At 71.1% G+C, this 21,793-nt stretch carries 22 protein-coding genes; 9 read left to right on the top strand and 13 right to left on the bottom strand.

The window, feature by feature from the left end; translation table 11 throughout:
* Positions 1–61: 61 nt before the first annotated feature.
* Positions 62–619 (bottom strand): helix-turn-helix domain-containing protein, encoded by a 558-nt coding sequence (locus LDL48_RS36575; RefSeq protein ID WP_225259738.1) that lies wholly within the window; start codon positions 617–619, stop codon positions 62–64.
* Positions 620–745: 126 nt separating this feature from the next.
* Here LDL48_RS36575 and LDL48_RS36570 point away from each other — a divergent pair, with 126 nt between their 5' ends.
* Positions 746–1,270 (top strand): hypothetical protein, encoded by a 525-nt coding sequence (locus LDL48_RS36570; protein WP_225259737.1) that lies wholly within the window; start codon positions 746–748, stop codon positions 1,268–1,270.
* Positions 1,271–1,369: 99 nt separating this feature from the next.
* Here the strand turns inward: LDL48_RS36570 and LDL48_RS36565 are convergent, their stop codons facing one another.
* Positions 1,370–2,149, bottom strand: coding sequence for a class I SAM-dependent methyltransferase (locus LDL48_RS36565; protein WP_225259736.1), 780 nt, complete (start codon positions 2,147–2,149; stop codon positions 1,370–1,372).
* A 227-nt stretch (positions 2,150–2,376) separates the two neighbouring features.
* Between LDL48_RS36565 and LDL48_RS36560 the strand changes: the two genes are divergently transcribed.
* Entirely contained in the window at positions 2,377–2,928 is a 552-nt protein-coding gene (locus tag LDL48_RS36560; RefSeq protein WP_225259735.1) for a hypothetical protein, read from the top strand.
* Here the strand turns inward: LDL48_RS36560 and LDL48_RS36555 are convergent, their stop codons facing one another.
* From LDL48_RS36555 to LDL48_RS36545, 3 genes are all read right to left on the bottom strand, one after another.
* A complete protein-coding gene (locus LDL48_RS36555) occupies positions 2,929–3,543 on the bottom strand; it encodes a GNAT family N-acetyltransferase (RefSeq protein ID WP_225259734.1) in 615 nt (204 codons plus the stop codon).
* Positions 3,544–3,577: 34 nt separating this feature from the next.
* Positions 3,578–5,104, bottom strand: coding sequence for an APC family permease (locus LDL48_RS36550; RefSeq protein WP_225259733.1), 1,527 nt, complete (start codon positions 5,102–5,104; stop codon positions 3,578–3,580).
* Between the two features lie 66 nt (positions 5,105–5,170).
* Positions 5,171–5,809: a GOLPH3/VPS74 family protein gene (locus LDL48_RS36545; RefSeq protein WP_225259732.1), complete on the bottom strand. Its 639-nt coding sequence runs from the start codon at positions 5,807–5,809 to the stop codon at positions 5,171–5,173.
* Positions 5,810–6,021: 212 nt separating this feature from the next.
* Between LDL48_RS36545 and LDL48_RS36540 the strand changes: the two genes are divergently transcribed.
* From LDL48_RS36540 to LDL48_RS36530, 3 genes are all read left to right on the top strand, one after another.
* A complete protein-coding gene (locus LDL48_RS36540) occupies positions 6,022–6,870 on the top strand; it encodes a helix-turn-helix domain-containing protein (protein ID WP_225259731.1) in 849 nt (282 codons plus the stop codon).
* A 41-nt stretch (positions 6,871–6,911) separates the two neighbouring features.
* Positions 6,912–7,127: a DUF397 domain-containing protein gene (locus LDL48_RS36535; RefSeq protein ID WP_225259730.1), complete on the top strand. Its 216-nt coding sequence runs from the start codon at positions 6,912–6,914 to the stop codon at positions 7,125–7,127.
* A gap of 1,980 nt (positions 7,128–9,107) precedes the next feature.
* Positions 9,108–10,160 (top strand): type III PLP-dependent enzyme, encoded by a 1,053-nt coding sequence (locus LDL48_RS36530; RefSeq protein WP_225259782.1) that lies wholly within the window; start codon positions 9,108–9,110, stop codon positions 10,158–10,160.
* A 15-nt stretch (positions 10,161–10,175) separates the two neighbouring features.
* Here LDL48_RS36530 and LDL48_RS36525 read toward each other — a convergent pair whose 3' ends face one another.
* Genes LDL48_RS36525 through pcaH form a run of 8 tightly spaced genes read right to left on the bottom strand, consistent with a single transcriptional unit; the run spans position 10,176 to position 17,367 of the window.
* A complete protein-coding gene (locus tag LDL48_RS36525; protein WP_225259729.1) occupies positions 10,176–11,288 on the bottom strand; it encodes an SGNH/GDSL hydrolase family protein in 1,113 nt (370 codons plus the stop codon).
* A 4-nt stretch (positions 11,289–11,292) separates the two neighbouring features.
* Positions 11,293–11,955 carry a 3-oxoacid CoA-transferase subunit B gene (locus LDL48_RS36520; RefSeq protein ID WP_225259728.1) on the bottom strand — a complete coding sequence of 221 codons (663 nt, stop codon included), beginning with the start codon at positions 11,953–11,955 and terminating at the stop codon, positions 11,293–11,295.
* Positions 11,952–12,614 (bottom strand): 3-oxoacid CoA-transferase subunit A, encoded by a 663-nt coding sequence (locus LDL48_RS36515; protein ID WP_225259727.1) that lies wholly within the window; start codon positions 12,612–12,614, stop codon positions 11,952–11,954. The genes LDL48_RS36520 and LDL48_RS36515 overlap by 4 nt, the downstream gene beginning before the upstream one ends.
* Entirely contained in the window at positions 12,614–13,798 is a 1,185-nt protein-coding gene (locus LDL48_RS36510) for a thiolase family protein (protein ID WP_225259726.1), read from the bottom strand. The genes LDL48_RS36515 and LDL48_RS36510 overlap by 1 nt, the downstream gene beginning before the upstream one ends.
* A complete protein-coding gene (pcaDC, locus tag LDL48_RS36505) occupies positions 13,795–14,922 on the bottom strand; it encodes a bifunctional 3-oxoadipate enol-lactonase/4-carboxymuconolactone decarboxylase PcaDC (protein ID WP_225259725.1) in 1,128 nt (375 codons plus the stop codon). The genes LDL48_RS36510 and pcaDC overlap by 4 nt, the downstream gene beginning before the upstream one ends.
* The gene (locus LDL48_RS36500; protein WP_225259724.1) at positions 14,919–16,088 is read right to left on the bottom strand and encodes a lyase family protein; all 1,170 of its coding nucleotides are present in this window, start codon (positions 16,086–16,088) and stop codon (positions 14,919–14,921) included. The genes pcaDC and LDL48_RS36500 overlap by 4 nt, the downstream gene beginning before the upstream one ends.
* Positions 16,085–16,633 carry a protocatechuate 3,4-dioxygenase subunit alpha gene (gene pcaG, locus LDL48_RS36495; RefSeq protein ID WP_225259723.1) on the bottom strand — a complete coding sequence of 183 codons (549 nt, stop codon included), beginning with the start codon at positions 16,631–16,633 and terminating at the stop codon, positions 16,085–16,087. Before pcaG ends, LDL48_RS36500 begins: the two co-directional genes overlap by 4 nt.
* Entirely contained in the window at positions 16,630–17,367 is a 738-nt protein-coding gene (gene pcaH / locus LDL48_RS36490; RefSeq protein ID WP_225259781.1) for a protocatechuate 3,4-dioxygenase subunit beta, read from the bottom strand. Before pcaH ends, pcaG begins: the two co-directional genes overlap by 4 nt.
* A gap of 69 nt (positions 17,368–17,436) precedes the next feature.
* On the opposite strand from pcaH, the gene LDL48_RS36485 reads away from it, so the two are divergent.
* The 4 genes from LDL48_RS36485 to LDL48_RS36470 all read left to right on the top strand — a co-directional run bounded on the left by LDL48_RS36485 (position 17,437) and on the right by LDL48_RS36470 (position 21,745).
* Positions 17,437–18,189 carry an IclR family transcriptional regulator gene (locus LDL48_RS36485; protein ID WP_225259722.1) on the top strand — a complete coding sequence of 251 codons (753 nt, stop codon included), beginning with the start codon at positions 17,437–17,439 and terminating at the stop codon, positions 18,187–18,189.
* 60 nt (positions 18,190–18,249) lie between these two features.
* A complete protein-coding gene (locus LDL48_RS36480; RefSeq protein WP_225259721.1) occupies positions 18,250–19,413 on the top strand; it encodes a 4-hydroxybenzoate 3-monooxygenase in 1,164 nt (387 codons plus the stop codon).
* 46 nt (positions 19,414–19,459) lie between these two features.
* Complete coding sequence (locus tag LDL48_RS36475) at positions 19,460–20,446, top strand: acetylxylan esterase (protein WP_225259720.1); 987 nt, start codon at positions 19,460–19,462, stop codon at positions 20,444–20,446.
* An 84-nt stretch (positions 20,447–20,530) separates the two neighbouring features.
* Entirely contained in the window at positions 20,531–21,745 is a 1,215-nt protein-coding gene (locus LDL48_RS36470; protein ID WP_225259719.1) for a VldE C-terminal domain-containing protein, read from the top strand.
* Positions 21,746–21,793 lie beyond the last annotated feature (48 nt).

Below are 21,793 nucleotides of genomic sequence, written 5' to 3'. Positions count from 1 at the left end.
ACGGTGGCCAGCTCCGGAAGGCACTCCCGGAACCGGGCCGGGTCGAGCCGGTCGACGGTGGTCACGGCGTCACCAGCACCAGCGCGTACCGGACCGGGTGCGTACCGCGGTTGCGGAACCGGGTGGCGCCCCACAGCCGGAAGCGCAGGCAGTCGCCGGCGGTCAGCTCGTGCGGGTGATCGTCGGTGGTCAGTTCCAGCGTGCCGTCCAGGATCCAGACGTGCTGTTCGAGGCCGGGCACCGAGGGCGCGTCGTACCGGATGTCGGCGCCCGGGTCCAGCACCCCCTCGACGATCTCGCCGCGCAGGCCGGCATGCGGCGGCGAGACCATGCGCCGGGTGTAGCCGGACGACTCGTCCCGCCACACCGTCTGTTCCGCGGCGCGCACCACGGCCGGTGCCGACTCCACCTCGGCGAGCAGCCGGGACGCGGTCCAGCCGTACGCGGTGCACAGCCTGCCGAGCAGCGACGCGGTGGGGCTCACCTCGCCGCGTTCCAGCCGGGACAGCGTGGAGCGGCTGACCCCGGAGTGGCCGGCCAGGTCGTCCAGCGACCAGCCGCGCCGGGTCCGCAGCTCGGCCAGGCGCGCGGCCAGTCGCTCGTCCAGCGTCGTTCCCACGATCGGGAAGATATCCCAGATCCGGGACGCCGCCAAGCCGGCAACCGGACCGCAACCGCGGCGCACCGTCACGTCACCTCGGCGTTGCGGACAGTGAAGCTCCCGACCCCTATCCGGGAGCAGCACATGACGTTTTCCCGTTCCGTCGTCGCCGTGTCCCTGGCCGGCATGCTCGCCGCCGGCGTCGGTGGCCTCGCGCTCGCCGGTCCCGCCTCTGCCGCCGGTCTCGCCTCTGCCGCCGGTCCCGCCTCCGCCGCCGGGCGTGCCGGAGTGCAGGCGACCGCCAAGGCCGCGAAGCCGGTCAAGACCGCGAAGCCGGTGAAGAAGGTCAAGCCGGCGCCCAAGCCGAAGAAGACCACCGCGCCGTTCTCCCTCACCGGCACGCTGGCCGGCACCGACGTCGCCGGCTCCACGGTCACGGTGCTCGTCAAGGGCGGCAAGACGTCGCGCGGCACCACCGTCACCGTGACCGTCGCGCCCACCGCGAAGATCAATCTGAACGATGCGCGGGCCGCTCTCGCGGCCCTGCCGGTCGGTGCGCACGTCGCGGTCGGCGGCACGGTGACCGGCACGGTCCGGATCGCGACCCGGGTCAACGCCGAGGCCCCGGAGGCCCCCGAGACGCCGGAGGTGCCGTCCGGGACGGAGTGACGGGTTCGGGATTCCGACCGTGGTGTACCAGTTTTCCGACCGTGGTGTTCCAGTGGAGCGCTCCACTGGAACACCAGCGTGGCTACCCGACCCGCCGGCTCACCGGCCGTACCGGTCGTGCACCCAGCTCTGGTCCAGCCGCACGCCGTCGCCGTCGTGCCGCAGCCACGGATGCAGCTTCCGGGTCAGGTCCGGCTTGCGGATCAGCGCGGCGAAGTTGTTGCTCTGCCGCGGCAGGACCGTCTCGATCAGCTTCAGCACCGGCCGGCCGGCCCGGACGGCGTGGTAGAAGTACCGGTTCCGGCGCCGCTTGAGTTGGGTCCACGGGATGCGCATCCGGTGGAAGAAGCGGATGTCGTGTTCGGCGTACGGCGCGTAGCAGTGCACCGCCTTGACGATCTCCTGCTCGGTGAACCGGTAGATGAAGTTCGGTACGTCCGTGTTCCCCACGCCGCCGTGGTGCGAGTGGTTGCAGTAGACGCTGGCGTGCTCGTACTCCTGGCCGATGTTGAGTTTCACGCCGACCCGGGTGAGCAGGTTGTCGTACGGCTCGAACATCAGCACGCCGTGCCGCGCCACCCGGTACATCTCCAGCAGCGCGCGGTGCGGCGAGTGGCAGTGGTGCAGGCCGGAGTGCACCAGGCAGAAGTCGAAGGAGCGGTCGTCGAACGTGAGGTGTTCCGCGTCCTGCCGCGACCACTCGTACGGAAGCTTCTTCGGCGGAGGGCCGACGTTGGACAGCACCACGTCGGTGAAGCCGCACCGGCGGAGCACGGCGCTGTCGGTCGTGCCCGCGCACACCACCAGGACCCGCATGTCGGTGCGCAGCTCACCGCTTTTCAGCAGCTCCCGCAGCACTTCCTCGTAGAAGTCAGTCATCGAGACAGCAGTCCCTCATCGTGTCGCGATCGTGGCTCCCCGTGAACAAGGCCAGATTATCCGACGAAGATCCCGGCGCGAAGCGACCGGACGCCCGGTGCGTAATCGTTGTGCCAAGTTTGCCAAACGTGCATCTTGCACGATATTGGGGCTGTTCATAGTCCACTTACGCTCAGTACCGTGTTGATTACTCATTGATCAGCATGACTGCGACGGGGTGGTACCCGATGGTTGTCAAGATCGTCGATCAGATCAACGACAGCAACGAGGTGGATCGACTCTGGCGGATGTACGCCGAGGTGTTCGAGGACCTCAACTCGATGGCGGTGCAGCGGCACCTGATGTACCGCTCCGAGTTCGCCGAGGTCATGCGCGACCCGCGGGTCCAGAAGTACTTCTCTCTGGACGACCACGGGTCGCTGTGCGGACTGTCGACGTACACCAACGAGCTGACCGCGATACCGCTGATCTCGCCGGCGTACTTCGAACGCCGGTGGCCGGACCTCTACGCCCAGCGCAAGATCTGGTACTGCGGCTTCGTGGCGGTGTTTCCGTCCGGCCGGGCGAACCGCTCGTTCGCCGAACTCGTCGAGGCGATGTACCTGACCGCCGCCGCCCAGAACGGCATCATCGGTCTGGACTTCTGCCAGTTCAACGACGACGAGCGGCGGATGTCCCGGGTCATCCGCGCGATGCTGCAGCGGCTCTCCGGCGGGGTCCGGGCGCAGTGCGTCGACCAGCAGTCGTACTGGATGTACGAGTTCCCCGACGCGGCCTGATCAGGGTTGCGGCACCCGCCACATGGGCCACAGCGGCGGGCCGTCCGGCAGCCGGATCTCCCGCCCCGACACGTACCCGTGCCGGAGGTAGAGGTCGCGGTTGCGCGGGTCGTTCGCCTCCAGGTAGGCGGGGATGCCGGCCCGGTCCAGCCGGGCGTGGTGCCGGTCCAGCAGGGCGCTGCCGATGCCCCGGTTCTGCAGGTGCGGGTGCACGGCGAGGAACGCCAGGTAGTGGTGCGGCTCGAGCGGGTGACGCGCGTCCAGCGCCGCGTCGAGTTCACAGGCGCGGTCGTACGCGGACCCGGTCGCCTCCTTCATCCGCCGGTCGTAGTCGGCCGGCGGCGGGATCATCGCGGTCAGCGGGAACCAGAGCGCGACCCCGGAGAGCCGGCCGGTGTCCGCGTCCGCGGTGGCGTACACCTCGCCGTACCGGACGGCGTGCTCGACGAACACCGCGAAGTAGCCCCGGCTGTCGCGGTGGCGTACCGCGTCGTCGGGGTTGAGCCACCGGGCCACCCGCCCGTCGCTCATCGCCGCGGCCACCAGCTCGGTGATCTCCCCCGTGTCCACCGGCGCCACGTCGCGGATGACCAGCTCCTGAATGGCGTACGTCATGGAGGTCCTTTCTCCGGTTTTCGATGAGCTCGGCTCAGCGGGCCGAGATCTGAGCGCTGATCGGCTCGGAGTGCGAGCCCTTTAATCGAGGGGCGTCGGTGATCACCCGCCCGTCCGCGCCCCGTCCGATGGCGGCATAGACCTCGGGCCGGGCCGCGCGCATGGCCAGCGCCCAGACGAATCCGAACACCGCGAAGGCGGCGTAGCCGACCGTGAACAGCCAGTGGAACGGTGAGTCGGCGGGCACCTGGAGCAGGTCGCCGAGGCCGATCACGGTCGCCGCCAGGATGATGCTGAGCAGCAGGAACGCGATGATCGGGGCGATCTGCGCGCGCCAGATGTTCTCCCGCCGCCGGTGCCGGACGAAGAACGCGATGACCGCGGCCGAGGCGCTCCACATCAGGATCAGCACGCCGAGACCGCCCGCCACGGTGAGCCAGGCGAACAGGTACAACAGCGGGTCGAGATCGGTCAGCTTGTAGATCACCAGCACGATCAGCGCCAGCACGCTCTGGGTGATCGAGCCGACCACCGGCGCGCCGGTCCGTGGGTGGGTGTATCCCCAGGCCCGGGGCAGCACGCCCTCCCGGCCGAGCGCGAACTGGTAACGCGAGACCGCGGCGTGGAACGCCAGCAGCGCGGCGAAGATGCTGGTCATGAACAGCACGTAGCCGATGCTGATCAGCGCCTCCGGCACGTGCGGTGCCACCAGGTTGAAGACCATGTCGGTCTCGTCCGCCTCGGCCACCGCGACCACCCGGCTCGGCCCGGCGCCGACCGACATGGCCCAGGCGGAGAGGGCGCAGAGCAGGCCGGCCAGCATCACGGCCCAGTGCGTGGCCCGGGCGATCGTCCGCTTCGGATCCTTGGCCTCCTCGGACAGCACCACGGTCGCCTCGAACCCGACAAAGCCCCCGATGGCCAGCACCATCATGGCGGCCACCTCCGGCGTGAACACCTGCGACGGGTTCAGCGTGGCGAAGCTGACCGAGCCCTCGGCCGGGTTCGCCACCATCACCGCGTCGTAGACCAGCACCACCGCGATCTCCGCGATCAAAAGGACCGCGAGGACCTTGCCGCTGAGGTCGATCCAGAGCAGGCCCAGCACCGCGACCAGCACCCAGGCCACCAGCGCGCAGGTGAACCAGTCGGTCTGCAGACCGAGCGCCTCCAGCACGCCGGCGGAGACCACGCCGAACAACCCGAACAGGCCGATCTGCATCAGCGCGTACGCCGGCAGCGCCACGAACGCCGCGCCCACGCCGGGCACCCGGCCCAACCCGTGACTGATGTACGAGTAGAACGCTCCGGAGTTCACGATGTGCCGGCTCATCGCCACGAACCCGACCGTGAAGATCGACAGGATGCCCGCGACCACCAGGTAGACCAGCGGCACTGCGGTATTGCCCACCACCGCGTAGATCGTGGTGATACTGCCGATGATCACGGTCAGCGGTGCGGCGCCGGCCACCCCGAAGAACACGACGGACGGTACGCCGAGCCGGTTGCGGGCCAGCGCCCGCGAGATGATGTCCAGCTCGGAAACGTCCTCACGTGCCATCAACTGCCTCCCGGCGGCCCATTGCTGCTGGTTGTCACGCTTGAGGTGATGCCTCCCCACACCGGCTCACCGGCGACCGACGGCCAGCACCGAACCCACGGACGCCTCGGTCAGCTCGACGAGCTGGCGCAGGTCGTCGGGGAGGCCACCCACCACACTGGGCAGGTTGAGGAAGGCCTGACGGTGAATCTCGAAGTCCCACAGCACGTGCCGGGTCAGCCCGGTGGCGGCCACCAGGCCGACCAGCGTGCGGTCGCTGGACGACATGTCCATCCCGCGGACCAGCATGTTGGCCAGCCGCATCGGCGCCCAGGCGGCCGCGTTGCGCTGCGCCTCGTTGTTCGGCATGTACAGCGTCTGGGTGCTCAGCATCTTGCGCCGGGTCACCGATTCGACGGCGCCGGACCGCTCCAGCCGCTCGCCCACTTTGTGCGCCGCATCCTGCGACAGATAGGCCAGCCAAATGCGCACGTCACGGTGCTGCGGCTGCGCGATAAGAAGATCAAGAATGTCGTGCGAGAGTGCGTCGTGCGGTGGGTTCGGGCTGGCGATGTGCAGGTCGCCCTCGAAAATGCGAAGGCGGCCGGCCAGCACCAATTCCCCGAGCAGGGCCCCGGCGAGACCTAATCCGGTGGCGCGGGGATGCAACCGGGAACGACCCGTCCGGTCCTCGTGCGCGATCAGGAAGAACTGGTCAGCCAACACGCCGCCACGCTCCTTAGACACATGACTAGAGATCGTCAAGCGGCTTCAACCTGCCGTATATGACGTCCTAACTCGCTGTCCGGTGCATCATGTACCCAACCCTGAGGAGGACGCAAGAAGTACTAGACTCGGGATCATCCCGTGGGCGCTGTCGATGGATAACGGGCTCGCGCAAAACGGATAATGACGGGTTTCAAGATCGAGGAGTCCCGATGTCGCTAGACGAAGGACCTACGCTGCGGCGTCGCCGACTGGGTACCGAGCTCAAACGTTGCCGCGAGGCCGCAGGATTGACGCAGGAAAATGTCTCCCGACATTTCGAGTGGCACGCCGCCAAGGTCACCCGCATCGAGACGGCGCGGGTCGCGGTGACCCCTCGCGACGTACGTGACCTGCTCACCCTGTACCGGGTGGTCGACGAGGAGTACCGCGAGGCGCTGATCGCGCTGGCCCGCCTGTCCCGCGAGCGGACCTGGTGGACCGACTACCGCGACATCATGCGGCCGGGCAACTTCGTCGGCCTGGAGCAGGAGGCGTCCACATTGTGCGCCTGGGAGCCGATCGTGTTGCCCGGCCTGCTGCAGACCGAGTCGTACATGCGCGCGTTGATGCGCACCGGGCGTCCGTCGGACCCCCCGCAACATCTGGATCGGCGGGTCGCGCTCCGGCGCAAGCGGCAGGACCGGCTGCGCGGCGCGAACCCCTTGGAGCTGTCGGCGGTGGTGGACGAATCCGTGGTCCGGCGCGTGATCGGCGGCCAGGACGTCATGCGTGAGCAGTGGCAACATCTGAGCGAGGTCGCACAATTACCCAACGTGGTGCTGCAGATCCTGCCCTACGACGCCGGCGAACACCAGTTCCTGGGCGGCTCAGCAGCGATTTTGGAGTTCCGGGAGACCACCCATTTGGATGTTGTCTACCTGGAGGGTCTTGCGGGAGACTACTACGAAGAGCAACCATCAGAGGTCGCTCGTTACCGAGAGGAGTTCTCGCGATTGAGCGCCAGGGCACTCGATCCGACCTCCTCGATCAAGATCATCCAGGGCCTACTTGACACGTAGCCCGAAACGACAATCGCATATCGAAGGGAGGTGCTCGGTAAATGTCCGCGCATGATCTCACTGCCGCTGTTTGGAAAAAGAGCAGTCGCAGCAATGGAAACGGCGGCAACAACTGTGTCGAGGTCGCAGTCCTAGACACAGTTGTTGCCGTCCGCGACAGCAAGAACCCGTCGGGTCCAGCTCTCATCTTCAACTCGGCTAATTGGGCCGAGTTTGTGAACTCGGCCAAAGCTGGCGAGTTCGATATCAGCAAATGAGAGACTAGCCACCAGCACGCAGCGATGGGAAGTGGCAACTCAAAGTCAACTTCTCTGGATCATGAAGTCTCTTTAAAGATGATGCAAAGGTCCATGTAGATCGCTGTGAACCAGCAGTTCGGGGCGCCCGTCGGGCGCCCCGCTCTGCTGTCCGGGGCACCCCGCCCGGCGGCCCTTGCTGGGCAAATCACTCGTACGGGTGACGCACCTCGGGGCGTCCGGGTCGTTGGTCCCCGGCCGCGACGCGGCGGTGCGGTGTCCTCGAGGCGAGGCGAGGCGAGGCGCTGCGGTGCGGCGCTGTAGTGGAGCGGTACGGGGGGCTGCGGCGCTGCGGTGGAGCGGTGCGGGGCCTACGGTGCGGCGCTGCGGTGTGGGGCCTGCAGTGGCGCGGGGCTGCGGGCACGGTGCGACATCTCAGGTTGTGAGCCCTACGGGTGCCTTCCCGATGCAATGGCTGAGGCGAGCACCTGCCGAGGCCCGTCCGCTACCTCCCGACCCCTCCACGCATGCCGATGGCCTTTGCCGGTGCGGCGGGTTTGAGACGTTCATGTGACGGTGCGTGTGTGCTGCCCGTGGGCGGTGTGTGCGCACCGACCAGTACCGGAGCGTAACCACGCGGGCGGAGGGGGAATGACTCGATTGGGCTCGTCTGGTAGGCCAGATCTTGGTGGTTGGTCGGACCCTGGCGTAATGCATCCGGGGCCTTCCGCCTTCACGGTTCGACTTCGGCCCCAAGATCTTAAGTTGGGTGCCTTCCCTGGCGTTGGAGTGGGCGAGCGTTTGATCCACTTAGGTGCTCAGCCGGGGCGCTGGTGGCCGATGGGAGTCGGTCGTAGGCGGGGTGCCCATCCTGGTGCCTGGTTCCGCAGACTGGGCGGCGATGCATGCGTGCGGTGCCAGGCCGGCCGGCCGGCCAGAACCGGTCGGCGCGGCCGACGCCAGCGACTTTCGCACCCTTGAGCGCGGGCAGTCGCCGGTCCGCTGTCGCAGTTCCGCGCCGCTCGCATACTGCCGCAGATCGGCACAGCCTGCAGCCGCCGGCAGGAGGTGTGGAGTTTGGGTGCGGTGGGTGCCGCAGGTCGGCACGGCTTGCAGCCGCCGGTTGGGCGTGTGGAGTTTGGGTGCGGTGGGTGCCGCAGATCGGCACGGCCTGCAGCCGCCGGCAGGAGGTGTGGAGTTTGGGTGCGGTGGGTGCCGCAGATCGGCACGGCCTGCAGCCGCCGGTTGGGCGTGTGGAGTTTGGGTGCGGTGGGTGCCGCAGATCCGCACAGCCTGCAGCCACCGGTTGGGCGTGTGGAGTTCAGGTGCGGTGGCTGCCGCGAATCCGCACACGCGCATATGCGGTTAACAGCCAGCCTTGGTGAAGTCACGTCACTGGAGCGCTCCAGTGGTACGGCAGCGCACCCCGGCCGGGGCGCAGTGCGTGTCGGTTCGGCGGAGGTAGGGGGATGAGGCTGCCACCCGTGGCATGGCCGGGGCGTCGGAGGGTGGCGAGGCGGGGGCCGGGAGTGGCTTCGCGCCGTAGGTTGCGCACGCGCCGGTCGGCGCGGGCCCGTGCCGGCGTCGAGCGGCCGCCTCGGGGGTGGTGCCGGAACAACGGCCTCGGCGGGGCCGTCACCGTTGCCGAGTGGGCTCGTTGGCGAGGGATGGGAACCGCTTGTTGTCGGGCTGGTTTCCGCTTGGGAAAGACTTGATGCCATTTCTATTCGGGTTTAGCGCGCGGTGTAGTAAACAAGAAGTCCAGTACTCGAAGTCCTATCCGAAACGCGCATGCTTCGCGTTTTTCGACGTCAGTGCCGGTGTCATGGAATCGAGCGCGGACTATTTGACCTAGCTCAATCCCCGTGTACTCTCGGCTTTGAAGTCGCCACTGCCAGTAAGGGGCTTCCATTGCAAGTTGCAGATTTGCGCTGCGCCGTTGCCTCGCCCGTTCCGGCGTCGCCCGATGATCAGGACGCCGACGGAACGCCGGTGCTGGAAATGAACGCGGCTCGAATCGTTGCCGCTTTCGACGAGTTTTGCAATGCCTTCCCGCAAGTACGGGCCTGCTATGCCACGAAATGCAATCCGGACAAGGATGTGCTAAGGGTGTTGCGGGACGCGGGCAGCGGGTTCGAGGTGGCCTCGGTCGCCGAGGTGCGCACGCTCGCGTCCATCGGCGTACGCCCGGCGGATCTGCTCTTCAGCAACCCGGTCCGGGCCCGGCGGCAGACCCGGGAGGCCGCCCTCGCCGGGGTCTACCGGTTTGCCGTGGATTCGGTGGAGGAGCTGTTCCGGGTGGCCGACGAGGCGCCGGGCAGCTGTGTGTACGTGCGCCTGGCGACCGGCGGTGGGGACAGCGTGGTGCCCAGCGAGGGCAAGTTCGGCGTGGACGCGGGCACCGCCCGGGAGTTGCTGCGGCTGGCCCGGGATCTGTCGCTGGTGCCGTACGGCGTGACGTTCCACATGGGGTCGCAGACGCTCGAGCCGGCCGCACTGGAAGGGCCGCTGGCGGATGTCGCGACGCTGCTCGCCGGATTGCAGCGGGACGGTATCCGGCTGGAAATGGTGGACATCGGCGGCGGCTTCCCGGCCGTGTACGACGAACCGGTGCCGTCCCTCGCGCTATTCGGTGACGTCGTCTCGAAAAGGGTCGCCGAGCTTCCGTATCCGGTCGAGGTGTACGCCGAACCGGGCCGTTGTCTGGTAGCCGAGGCGGGCACGTTCCGATGCACGGTCATCGGTGTGGCGCGGCGGCCGAACGGCTGGTTCGCGCACACCGATCTTGGCGTGTTCAACGGGATGATGGAGGTGCTGGAAACCGGCGGGAATCTGCGCTACCCGGTCCGCGACTCGCGTGCCGACGAACGCCGCCGCGCCTTCCAGGTGACCGGGCCGACGTGCGACAGCCAGGATACTTTCGCCCGGGACGTGCCATTGTCCGAAGGACTGCGGGAGGGCGACGTGCTGAGCGTCGGATCGACTGGCGCCTATACCGCCGCCTATGCTTCCCAGTTCAACGGGTTTCCGCTGCCCCGGGTCGTCGTGGTCTAGCCCCGGAGGGCGCCGTCACCAGTCCAGCGGCAGGGTGGCGACGAGGTCGCCGAGCCGGCCGGCGATGATCTCGTGGTCCTGCCGGGACGGGTGCCAGTGGCAGCCGGCGTAGTCGAGTCCGGCGCTGTCGTAGTACCAGTAACGGACCCGGTCGTCGCCGGCGGCGTTGCGCTCCCGGACGATCTGCTCGGTCGTCTCGGCGAGCGCGGTGCTGCCGGACACGGCCGTCGCGCTGACCACGATCGTGGTCAGCGGGCCGTACCGGGTGCGGAGCTTGTCGAGGAAGCCGTGGTACGCGGTCCGGTACGCCGCCCGCAGCGACTCCGGTGTCCAGGGTTCGCCCTCGCGCACCGGGGTGGAGAAGTCGTTGATGCCGAGCCCGATCACGACCAGTTGGGGGCGCCAGTGGGCCGGCCGGCGCCAGACGTCGCCGTCGACGGCGAGGAGCGCGCGGTCGTAGTACGTGCGGTAGTCGGTGCCGGGCTCGCCGCCGTTGTAGTTGCGCACCATGCCGCGGCCGGAGAACGCGTTGATCTGGTAGTCGGCGCTCAGCCGGCGCGCGGTGAGGGCGCCGAAGCTCAGGTCGGCGTTGGTGGTGCGGTGCACCTCGTCGCCGGTGCAGTCCCGGGTGGCGGAGAGGTTGCCGTACCCGGCGGTGTAGGAGTCGCCGATGAACTCGATCTGCCGGGTGCGCCGGGCCGGCCGGGGCGGGACCGCGCCGCCGGGCTCCGCGACGAAGCCGCCGAACTCGCTGGTCGCCCAGGGGCTTTCCGAGCGCTTCACCAGCCGCACCCGGTGTACGCCGTCGGCCAGGCCGCCGACCCGGTGGGTGATCCGGCCGGGAGCCACCAGAGTGGCCACGGTGACGCCGTCGATCTGCACGTCGTAGTCGGCGGCGGCGTCGTTCAGCACGATCCCGACGCCGGTGCCGTGGAACACGCCCTCGAAGTAGACGCCGGGCCAGCTGTACCGGGCGGTGGACGTGCCGTCGAACTGGACCCGTCCGGCGGTGTGCGCGATGACGGGTACGCCCGGTGCGGCCTGGGCCGGCGGCGGTGCGGCGGTGGTGGCCAGGGCGGCGGCGAGCAGTGCGGCGCCCAGGCGTGCGGTACGGGGGACCAGCGTCATCCAATCATGCTAATCGATGGATGACCGGCACCCGCCGCGCCAGTTCGGCCACCGTGGTCCCGAACGTCTCCACCACCCGGACCCCGTCCGGGCCCACCCGGAACGTGGCCAGCTCGGTGTAGACGCGGCTCACGCACGCCAGGCCGGTGAGCGGGTACGTGCACCGCGGCACCAGCTTCGGCGTGCCGTCCCGGGCGAACAGCGCCATCATCACGAAGACCTCCTTGGCGCCGATGGCCAGGTCCATGGCGCCGCCCACCGCCGGGATCGCGTCCGGCGCGCCGGTGTGCCAGTTCGCCAGGTCGCCGCGCTCGGACACCTGGAACGCGCCCATGATGCAGACGTCGAGGTGACCGCCGCGCATCATCGCGAACGAGTCGGCGTGGTGGAAGTACGCCGCCCCGGGCAGCTCGGTGACCGGCTGCTTGCCGGCGTTCGTCAGGTCCGGGTCGACGTCGTCGCCGACCGCCGGCGGGCCCATCCCGAGCATCCCGTTCTCGGTGTGCAGGATGATGCCGCGGGCCGGGTCGAGATGGTCGGCGACCGCGGTGGGCTGGCCGATGCCGAGGTTCACGTACGCGCCGTCCGGGATGTCGCGGGCCACCACCCGGGCCATCTCGTCGCGGTCCAGCGGCGGCCGGTCCGGGTGCTCCACCGTGCCGGTCACCGGCCCACCTCCACCAGACGGTCGACGTAGATCCCGGGGGTCACCACGGCCTCCGGGTCGAGCTGCCCGACCGCCACCAGGTGCGTCACCTGCGCGACGGTGACCGTGGCCGCGGTCGCCATCACCGGCCCGAAGTTGCGGGCCGTCTTGCGGTAGACCAGGTTGCCGAGGGGGTCGCCGGCGTGCGCCCCGATCAGCGCCACGTCGCCGTGGATCGGGTACTCCAGCACGTACTCCCGGCCGTCGATGGTCCGGGTCTCCTTGCCGTCGGCAAGCGGGGTCCCGACGCCGGTCGGGCAGTAGAAGGCGCCGATCCCGGCGCCGGCCGCGCGCATCCGCTCGGCCAGATTGCCCTGCGGGACGACCTCCAGTTCGATCTTGCCGGCCCGGTACAGGCGGTCGAAGACGTACGAGTCGGCCTGCCGCGGGAACGAGCAGATCACCTTGCGGACCCGGCCCGCGGCCAGCAGGGCGGCCAGGCCGGTGTCGCCGTTGCCGGCGTTGTTGCTCACCACGGTCAGGTCGCCCACGCCGAGGCCGATCAGCGCGTCGACCAGGTGCACCGGCATGCCGGCCAGGCCGAAGCCGCCGATCAGCACGGTGGCCCCGTCGCCGACGCCGGTGACCGCCTCGGCCGGGCCGGGCATCACCTTGCCCATCAGCCCGCCACGTTCTCGAGGACCACGGCCAGCGCCTGCCCCACGCCGATGCAGATGGCCGCGACGCCCCAGCGCTCCCGGCGTTCCCGCAACACGTGCGCCAGGGTGCCGAGGATGCGCGCACCGGACGCGCCGAGCGGGTGGCCGATGGCGATGGCGCCGCCGCTGGTGTTCACCAGGTCCGGGTCCACGCCCCAGGCGTCGACGCAGGCCAGCGACTGCACCGCGAACGCCTCGTTCAGCTCGACCGCGCCGACGTCGGACCAGCCGATGCCGGCCCGGCGCAGCGCGGCCTCGGCGGCCTCCACCGGCGCGAAACCGAACAACACCGGATCCACGGCGTACGCGGCACGTCCGGCGATCCGGGCCAGCGGCGCGGTGCCGATCGCCGCAGCCGCCGCCTCGGAACCGATCAGGACGGCCGCGGCGCCGTCGTTCAGCGGCGACGCGTTGCCCGCCGTGATGGTCCCGTCGGCCCGGAACGACGGCTTCAGCCCGGCCAGCTTCTCCGGCGTGGTGTCCGCACGGATGCTCTCGTCCCGGGTCAGGTCGGTGCCGGGCACCGCGACGGTCAGCGGGTCGTAGAAGCCGTCCGCCCAGGCCGCCGCGGCCAGGCGGTGCGAGCGGAGCGCGAACTCGTCCTGGCGGTCCCGGGAGATGCCGTACTTCTCCCGCAGTTGCTCGTTGCACTCGCCCAGCGACACCGTCCACTCGGCCGGCATCCGGTCGTTGACCAGCCGCCAACCCAGCGTGGTGGAGACCGCGGCGAGGTGTCCCGCCGGGTAACCGCGGGACGGCTTGGGCAGCACCCACGGTGCCCGGGTCATCGACTCCGCGCCGCCGGCCACCACGATGTCGGCGTCGCCGGTGTCCACCGCCCGGGACGCGATGATCGCGGCGTCCAGGCTGGATCCGCAGAGCCGGTTCACGGTGGTGGCCGGCACGGACGTGGGCAGGCCGGCGAGCAGCACCGCCATCCGGCCCACGTTGCGGTTCTCCTCGCCGGCGCCGTTCGCGTTGCCCCACACCAGGTCGGAGATCCGGGCCGGGTCCAGTGCCGGGGTACGGGCGAGCAGCCCGGTGACGGCGATCGCGGACAGGTCGTCCGGGCGCACCTCGGCGAGCGCGCCGCCGAACCGGCCGAACGGGGTCCGGGCGGCGGCGTACAGGAACGATCGGCTCACGGAGTCTCCTCGTCGAGGTCGGCCAGGACGCGCTGGGCGATCCGGAAGGCGGTGTTCGCGGCGGGTACGCCACAGTAGATCGCGGTCTGCAGCAGCAGCTCGGAGATCTCGTCCGCGGTGAGCCCGTTGGTGCGGGCGGCCCGGACGTGCATGGCGAACTCCTCGGTGTGCCCGAGGGCCACCAGCGCGGTCAGCGTGATCAGTGAGCGGCTGCGCCGGTCCAGCCCGGGGCGGGTCCAGATCTCGCCCCAGGCGTACCGGGTGATCAGGTCCTGGAAGTCGGCGGTGAACGCGGTGGTGCCGGCGACCGCGCGGTCCACGTGCGCGTCGCCGAGCACCGCCCGCCGGGTGGACATGCCGGGCGACTCCAGGTGCTCGCGGATCAGCGCGGCGACCCGGGCCGGGGACTCCGCCGGGGCCTGGTGTGCCACCCCGTCCAGCGTGACCTGCCGGCCGTTGCGGACGCCGCGGGCGAGGCCGGCCGCCGACTCCGGCGGCGTGACGACGTCCTCGGCACCGGCCACGGCAAGCACCGGTGCGGTGATGTCGCCGAGCCGGTCGCGGACGTCGAAACCGGCGAGCGCCTCGCACACCGCGGCGTACCCCTCGGGGTCGGCGGCGGCCAGCACACCCAGCAGCGCGTCCGCGGTGGCCGGCTCGCGGTCGGCGAAGCCCGCGGCGAACCAGCGCTGCACCGAGCCCTCGCGCAGCATCGACGTGCCGTGCCGGCGGACCTCCGCGGCGCGGACCCGCCAGAACGCCGGCTCGCCGATCCGGGCGCCGGCGCAGAGCAGCACCGCGGACTCCACCCGCTCCGGCGCGTCCAGCAGCAACCGCAGGCCGACCGCGCCGCCGACGGACACCCCGGCGTAGGCGAAGCGGGGCCGGTCCACCAGCCGCGCCACCGCGGCGGCCAGGTCCGCGACGGTGAACGGTTCGGCCGCCGCCGGGGTGCGCCCGTGGCCGGGCAGGTCCCAGCCGACCACGTGGAAGCGGCCGGAGAGTTCGGCGGCGCAGCGGCCCCAGAGCGTCTCCGCCGACGTGCCCAGGGACGGGCCGACGACCAGCAGCGGGCGGCCGGGTGCGTCCGCCAGCGTGACGGCGGTGAGGGCGGGAGCGGTCACCACGGCTCCCCGGCGCGCTGCAGCACGGCGTCGATGATCTCGTCGGCCGCGCCCCGGTACGGCGTACCCGTGCCGCCGGTGATCCGCCGCTGTTCGGCGTCGATGCCGGGCCTGGCCGACGCCAGCGTGGCGGCCATCCGGTCCGGGTCCACCCGCAGGCCGGTCAGCAGGTCGGCGGTCTGGGCGGCCGCGGTCACCGTGCGCCGGGCCAGCGTGCGCAGCGTGGCCCACTCGACGTGCCAGGCGCCGTCCGGCCGCTCGTCGACCGCGGCGGCGGCCGCCGCGTGCAGCGTCGCGGCGAGCGGCGGCCCGGCCAGTGCGGCCCGGCGGATCAGCACGGACAGCACCGGGTTGCGTTTCTGCGGCATGGTCGAGGAACCGCCGCCGGCCGCCTCGGCCAGCTCGCCGATCTCCGGCCGCGCGCCGACCAGCACGTCGTTGGCGAGGCGCCCCCAGGCGTCGGTGCAGGCGACGAACGCGTCCGCGATCCGGGTGAACGGCGCCCGGCGGGTGTGCCACGGCGGGCCGGCGGCCAGCCCGAGGTCGGCCGCGACCGCCGCGACCAGGTCGAGCGTGGCCCGCGGCGAGCCGGTCACCGCGACCGGCGCGGCCAGGCTGCCGGCCGCGCCGCCGAGCTGTACCGGCAGCGCCGCCGCGGCCCGCACCTGGTCCCGGGCGTCCAGCACGCCGCCCAGCCAGCCGGCCACCTTGAGCCCGAACGGGATCGGCACCGCGTGCTGGGTCAGGGTGCGGCCGGCCAGCGCCGTGCCGCGGTGCGTGGCGGCGAGCCCGGCGAGTGCGGAGATCTGCCGCGCGAACAGCGGGCGCAGGTGCGCCACGGTGTCCGCCAGGCACAGCGCGAGCGCGGTGTCCAGCACGTCCTGGCTGGTCAGGCCCCGGTGCAGCCGGTCGGCGGCGGCCGGATGGCGCTCGGCAAGCCGGTCCCGCAGCAGGCCCACCAGCGGGATCACCGGGTTGCCGCCGGACTCGGCGGCGGCCGCGATCCGGGCGGCGTCGCCCGCGTGCAGCAGCTTCTCCAGGTCGTCACCGGGCCCGTCCAGCGCCCGCAGCCAGGCCGCCTCGACCCGCACCATGGCGGCCAGCACCGCCGGGTCGGAGAACAGGTCGCCGCAGCGGTCGTCACCCGGCCAGAGCAGATCGCTCATCGACGGCCGGGGAAGCTCAGGAACACCGTCTCCCGTGCGCCCTGCAACCGGACGTCGAACACCAGCCCCCGGTCGTCCGGGGTGGCGATCAGGGTGGCCCGGCGCTCCGCCGGCAGGCCGGACAGCAGCGGATCGGCGGCCAGCGCGGCCGGGTCGCCGGGCAGGTAGGCCCGGGTGCAGAGCCGGTCGGTCAGCCCGCGGGCGAACACGGTCAGCGCGAAGAACGGCGCGCGTCCCGGCTCGGTCGGCCCGGGCGGCAGCGTGGCGAACGAGTAGTGCCCGGCGGCGTCGGTGGCGGCCCGGCCCCAGCCGGTGAACGTCCAGCCGTCGCGCCGCAACGACCCGCCGGCCCGGACCACCCGTCCGTCCGGGTCCGCCTGCCACAGCTCCAGCAGCGCGTCCGGGACCGGGTCGCCGTTGCCGTCGACGACGTGCCCGTGCAGCCGGATCGCGCCCGGCGAGCCGGGCGGCACCAGTTCCGCACCGCGCGGGTACGGCAGCGCGTAGTGGAAGAACGGCCCGACGGTCTGTCCCGGCGTGGTCACGGTTGCTCCAGCGGGGTCTGGTGGCTGCCGGTCAGCACGATGTCCCAACGGTAGCCGGTGCTCCACTCCGGCGAGGTCACGTCGTGGTCGTACGCCGCCACCAGCCGTTCCCGGGCCCGCGGATCGGTGATCGACTGGTAGATCGGGTCCAGGGCGAACAGCGGGTCGCCGGGAAAGTACATCTGGGTGATCAGCCGCTGGGTGAACGCGGTGCCGAACACCGAGAAGTGGATGTGCGCCGGCCGCCAGGCGTTGAGGTGGTTGCGCCAGGGGTACGGGCCCGGCTTGACCGTGACGAAGCGGTAGGTGCCGTCCGCGTCGGTCAGGCACCGGCCCACCCCGGTGAAGTTCGGGTCCAGCGGCGCCGGATGCTGGTCGCGCTTGTGCAGGTACCGGCCGCTCGCGTTCGCCTGCCAGATCTCCACCAGCTGGTGCGCCACCGGCCGGCCGTCGCCGTCGGTCACCCGGCCGGTCACCACCATCCGCTCGCCGATCGGCACCCCGGCGTGCTGGACGGTGAGGTCCGCCTCGAGCTCGCCGACGTCCTGGTGACCGAAGCACGGCGCCCAGCGTTCGATGGTCTCCGGGTCGGCGTGGTGCGGGTCCTTGGTGGGGTGCCGGAGCAGGGTGCTGCGGTACGGGGGGTAGTCCAGTCGCGGCTGCGCGGTGCCGGTGCCGGCGTCCGCCGCCTCGATGGTCGCGATCTCCGCGCTGATCGCCGCCTGCTTCTCCATCACCCCGCCAGGCTAGGCAGCGGGCCGGATGCGAGCGACACTCGACTTCCGTTCAGCGAAAGGACTCCGGTGGCAGGGAACAGTTCACGGCCGCAGGTCAGTGTCACCTCCCGGGTCCTGGACCTGTTCGCGGCGTTCGACGAGGACCATCGGTGCCTGACGCTGACCGCGCTGGCCGGGCGGGCCGGGCTGCCGCTGGCCACCGCGCACCGGCTGGTCGGCGAGCTGGTCCGGCACGGCGCCCTGGCCCGGCAACCGTCCGGCGGCTACGTGGTGGGCCGGCGGATGTGGGACCTCGGTCTGCTGGCGCCGGTGGAGACCGGGCTGCGCCATGCCGCGTCGCCGTTCCTGCACGACCTGTACGGCGCCACGCTGGAGACGGTGCACCTGGCGGTCCGGGACGGCACCACGGCGCTGTACGTGGAACGGGTGTCCGGGCACGCGTCGGTGCCGGTGGTCAGCCAGGTGGGCTCCCGGTTGCCGATGCACGCCACCGGCGTCGGCAAGGTGCTGCTGGCGTACGCGCCGGAGCAGGTGCGGTCCGCGGTGCTGGGCCGGCTGGAGCGGATCACGCCGTACACCGTGACGCAGCCCGGCCGCCTGCTCGACCAGTTGCGCCGGGTGCACAGCGACGGGTACGCGACCACCAGCGAGGAGATGAGCCTGGGCGCCTGCTCGGTGGCGGTGCCGGTGCGGGACCGCGGCGGTGCGGTGGTCGCCGCGCTCGGTTTCGTGGTGGCCGGGCTGCGCCGGGACCGGACCCGCCTGGTGTCCGCGCTGCAGGTGGCGGCGCGCGGCATCGGGCGTACCCTGGCGGCCTGATCTTCCGCCCAGCGGAACGGCCGCCTTGCTCCGGCGGCGGCCGGGCCGTTGGCTGACCGGATGCGAACCCAGGTCGCCATCATCGGCGCGGGCCCGGCCGGCCTGCTGCTCGCCCATCTGCTGTGGCGCGGCGGGGTGGAGGCGGTGGTGCTGGAGACCCGGTCGCAGGAGTACGTCGCGTCCCGGATCCGGGCCGGCATCCTGGAACACTCCACCGTCGAGCTGCTGGACTCGGTGGGTCTCGGCGACCGGCTGCGTGCGGAGGGCTTCGAGCACCGCGGCATCTACCTGCAGTGGCCGGGGGAGCGGCACCACCTCGACTTCGTCGACCTGACCGGCCGCAGCGTCTGGGTGTACGGCCAGACCGAGGTGCAGAAGGACCTGGTGGCGGCCGGTCACGAGGCGATCTACGAGATCACCGACACCACGCTGCACGACGTGGACACCGAGCGGCCGTACGTCACCTTCCGGGACGCCGACGGGGTGGCCCGCCGGCTGAACGCGGACGTGGTGGTCGGCTGCGACGGGTCGTTCGGGCCGAGCCGCCACGCGATCCCGGACGGCGTCCGGCGCACCTGGGAGAAGACCTACCCGTACTCGTGGCTCGGCATCCTCGCCGACGTGGCGCCCTCGACCGACGAGTTGATCTACGCATGGCATCCGCGGGGTTTCGCCCTGCACTCGCTCCGGTCGCCCACCGTCAGCCGCCTCTACCTGCAGGTCCCGAACGGCACCGACCTGGCCGACTGGCCCGACGACCGGGTCTGGGACGAGCTGGCCGTGCGGCTCGGCCACGGGCAGGACGGCTGGACCCTGACCCCGGGCCCGGTGACCGACAAGAGCGTGCTGCCGATGCGCAGCTTCGTGCAGACCCCGATGCGGCACGGCCGTCTGTTCCTGGCCGGCGACGCCGCGCACATCGTGCCGCCGACCGGCGCCAAGGGGCTGAACCTGGCGGTCGCCGACGTGGGGCTGCTCGCCCCGGCGCTGATCGCGCTGCTGCGCGAGAAGGACGCCACCCTGGCCGACCGGTACTCCGCGGACGCGCTGCGCCGGGTCTGGCGGTGCACCCACTTCTCCTGGTGGATGACCACGATGCTGCACGCGAGCGGCGACGACTTCGACGCCCAGCTCCAGCTGTCCCAGCTGCGGTGGGTGACGTCCAGCGAGGCCGGAGCGACCGGTCTGGCGGAGAACTACGCCGGGCTGCCGATCGGATTCTGACCAGGGATCATGATGGGGTGCACCGTGCCCCGGGAAAGGACCCCCTGTGCTGACCGACCTCTCCGGCCCCGAGCTGCTCGCCTACCGCAGCGCCCAGACCGTACCGGCGGACTTCGACGACTTCTGGGCCGGCACGCTGGCCGAGGCCGCCGGGCATGACATCGACGTACGGCTGAGCGAGGTGGCCACCGGGCTGACCACCATCACGACGTACGACGTGACGTTCCGCGGCTACGCCGGCCAGGACGTGCGCGCCTGGCTGCGGGTACCGGCCGGGCGGACCGGCCCGCTGCCCACCGTGGTGCAGTACGTGGGCTACGGCGGCGGCCGCGGACACACCCTGGAGAACCTGCTCTGGGCCTCGGCCGGCTTCGCCCACCTGCACATGGACACCCGCGGCCAGGGCGCCAGCTGGAGCACCGGGGACACCGCGGACCCGGCGCCGGCCGGGCCGCAGGTGCCCGGCGTGATGACCCGGGGCATTCTCGATCCGGCGAGTTACTACTACCGCCGGCTCTACACCGACGCGGTGCGCGCGGTGGACGCGGCCCGGTCGCTGCCCCAGGTCGATCCGGCCCGGATCGCGGTGCTCGGCGGCAGCCAGGGCGGCGGTCTGGCGCTGGCGGTCGCGGGACTGCGGACGGACCTGGCGGCGGCCGTGGCGTTCGTACCGTTCCTGTGCGACTTCCCGCGTGCCACCCGGATCACCGACTCGTACCCGTACCGCGAGATCGCCGACTACCTGAAGATCCACCGCGGCAGCGTGGCGCAGGTGCACCGCACGCTCGCGTACTTCGACGGCGTCAACCTGGCGCGGCGGGCCGGCGCGCCGGCGCTGTTCTCGGTGGCGCTGATGGACCCCACCTGCCCGCCGTCCACCGTGTACGCCGCCTTCCAGGCGTACGCCGGACCGCGCGAGATCGTGGTCTGGGAGTACAACGGCCACGAGGGCGGCGCCGTGCTGGACGAGGCCCGGGCGCTGGACTTCCTGCGCGCGCACCTCACCGGGAGCGCGTTGTCCGGCGCTGTCTGAACAGTTGTCTGAACCGGTCGAGCGGAAGCAAGACAACCCATCGGCCGGTAGACAGAACCTCCGACGCATCGACGGGGGTTCATCATGAAAAGACGAATGGCCGTGTTCCTCACGGCACTGCTCGCGGCCCTGGCGGTCGGCACACCGGCGTACGCGGAACCGGCGGTCGATCCGTACCAGCAGTACGTGGATCCGGGCTGTCTGTCCCGGGTGGAACAGCCCGGGGTACGGGAGTTCCGCGACATGATCATGAGTCGGATCGGCGGCACGAACGGCGGCATCTTCGCCTGCTCCGGATACGAGCACGGCGAGGGCCGGGCCTGGGACTGGATGCGCCAGGCCGGCGATCCGAACCAGGCGGCCACGGTCCAGACGGTGCTCGACTGGCTGCTCGCCACGGACGCGGCCGGCAACCCGCACGCGATGGCCCGGCGCCTCGGCATCGGGAACATCATCTGGAACCGGAAGTCGATCAGCCTGTGGACCAGCTCGGCGAAGCGGTGGAACGACTATCCGTGTGACGGATCGCCGGGCGGCTGCCACACCAACCATGTGCACTTCGCGTTCTCCTGGGCCGGCGCGCGCCAGCAGACCACCTGGTTCACCACCCCGGACCGCCCCGGTCACTGGTATCCCGGAGGGCAGCCCCCGGTGGCCGGCGACACCGCGGTGAGCCAGTCGTCGGCGGTGATCAACCCGGCCAACGGCAACGTGCAGGTCTATCACAACGCCAACGGCCGGCTGATCGAGACGTACTGGAACGCGACCGACGGCTGGGTCCGCCACGACCTGGGCATCGCGATCACCGGCGCGCCGTCGGTGATCCGCAATCCGGCGAACGGCAACATCCAGGTGTACGTGAACTCCGGCGGGCAGCTGGCCGAGATCTACTGGAGCCCGACCGACGGCTGGTCGGGGCTGAACCCGCTGGGCGGCGGCATCACCGGCCACCCGTACGCGGTCGTCAACCCGACCAACCAGAACGTCCAGGTCCACTACAACGCGAACGGGCAGCTCGCGGAGAACTACTGGACCCCGTCCACCGGGACGTGGTCCGGCGAACATCACCTGGGCGGGACGGTCAGCGGCAGCCCGACGGTCTTCGTCAACCCGCACAACCAGAACGTGCAGGTGCATTACAACGCGGGCGGGCAGCTGGCCGAGAACTACTGGAGCCCGGCGGACGGCTGGAGCGGCCAGAAGCTGCTCGGGGGCAGCATTGAGCTTCCCCCCGGGATGTGGACACCGGGTTATGCCGCGCTCTGCTGCAGCGTAACGGTTTCCAGGGTTCGTTCGTAGTCGGCGGGGCTGCGGTAGCCCAGTGCTGAGTGGCGTCGGCGGTGGTTG

The organism is Jidongwangia harbinensis (assembly GCF_020216025.1).
Lineage (GTDB): Bacteria > Actinomycetota > Actinomycetes > Mycobacteriales > Micromonosporaceae > Actinoplanes > Actinoplanes harbinensis.
This window is presented reverse-complemented; position numbering and strand designations above follow the sequence as displayed.

Coding starts and splice junctions, on each gene's coding strand:
- LDL48_RS36570 (WP_225259737.1), top strand. CDS start 746: ATGACGTTTTCCCGTTCCGTCGTCGCCGTGTCCCTGGCCGGCATGCTC.
- LDL48_RS36565 (WP_225259736.1), bottom strand. CDS start 2,149: ATGACTGACTTCTACGAGGAAGTGCTGCGGGAGCTGCTGAAAAGCGGT.
- LDL48_RS36560 (WP_225259735.1), top strand. CDS start 2,377: ATGGTTGTCAAGATCGTCGATCAGATCAACGACAGCAACGAGGTGGAT.
- LDL48_RS36555 (WP_225259734.1), bottom strand. CDS start 3,543: ATGACGTACGCCATTCAGGAGCTGGTCATCCGCGACGTGGCGCCGGTG.
- LDL48_RS36550 (WP_225259733.1), bottom strand. CDS start 5,104: ATGGCACGTGAGGACGTTTCCGAGCTGGACATCATCTCGCGGGCGCTG.
- LDL48_RS36540 (WP_225259731.1), top strand. CDS start 6,022: ATGTCGCTAGACGAAGGACCTACGCTGCGGCGTCGCCGACTGGGTACC.
- LDL48_RS36535 (WP_225259730.1), top strand. CDS start 6,912: ATGTCCGCGCATGATCTCACTGCCGCTGTTTGGAAAAAGAGCAGTCGC.
- LDL48_RS36530 (WP_225259782.1), top strand. CDS start 9,108: ATGAACGCGGCTCGAATCGTTGCCGCTTTCGACGAGTTTTGCAATGCC.
- LDL48_RS36525 (WP_225259729.1), bottom strand. CDS start 11,288: ATGACGCTGGTCCCCCGTACCGCACGCCTGGGCGCCGCACTGCTCGCC.
- LDL48_RS36515 (WP_225259727.1), bottom strand. CDS start 12,614: ATGGGCAAGGTGATGCCCGGCCCGGCCGAGGCGGTCACCGGCGTCGGC.
- LDL48_RS36500 (WP_225259724.1), bottom strand. CDS start 16,088: ATGAGCGATCTGCTCTGGCCGGGTGACGACCGCTGCGGCGACCTGTTC.
- pcaH (WP_225259781.1), bottom strand. CDS start 17,367: ATGGAGAAGCAGGCGGCGATCAGCGCGGAGATCGCGACCATCGAGGCG.
- LDL48_RS36480 (WP_225259721.1), top strand. CDS start 18,250: ATGCGAACCCAGGTCGCCATCATCGGCGCGGGCCCGGCCGGCCTGCTG.
- LDL48_RS36470 (WP_225259719.1), top strand. CDS start 20,531: ATGAAAAGACGAATGGCCGTGTTCCTCACGGCACTGCTCGCGGCCCTG.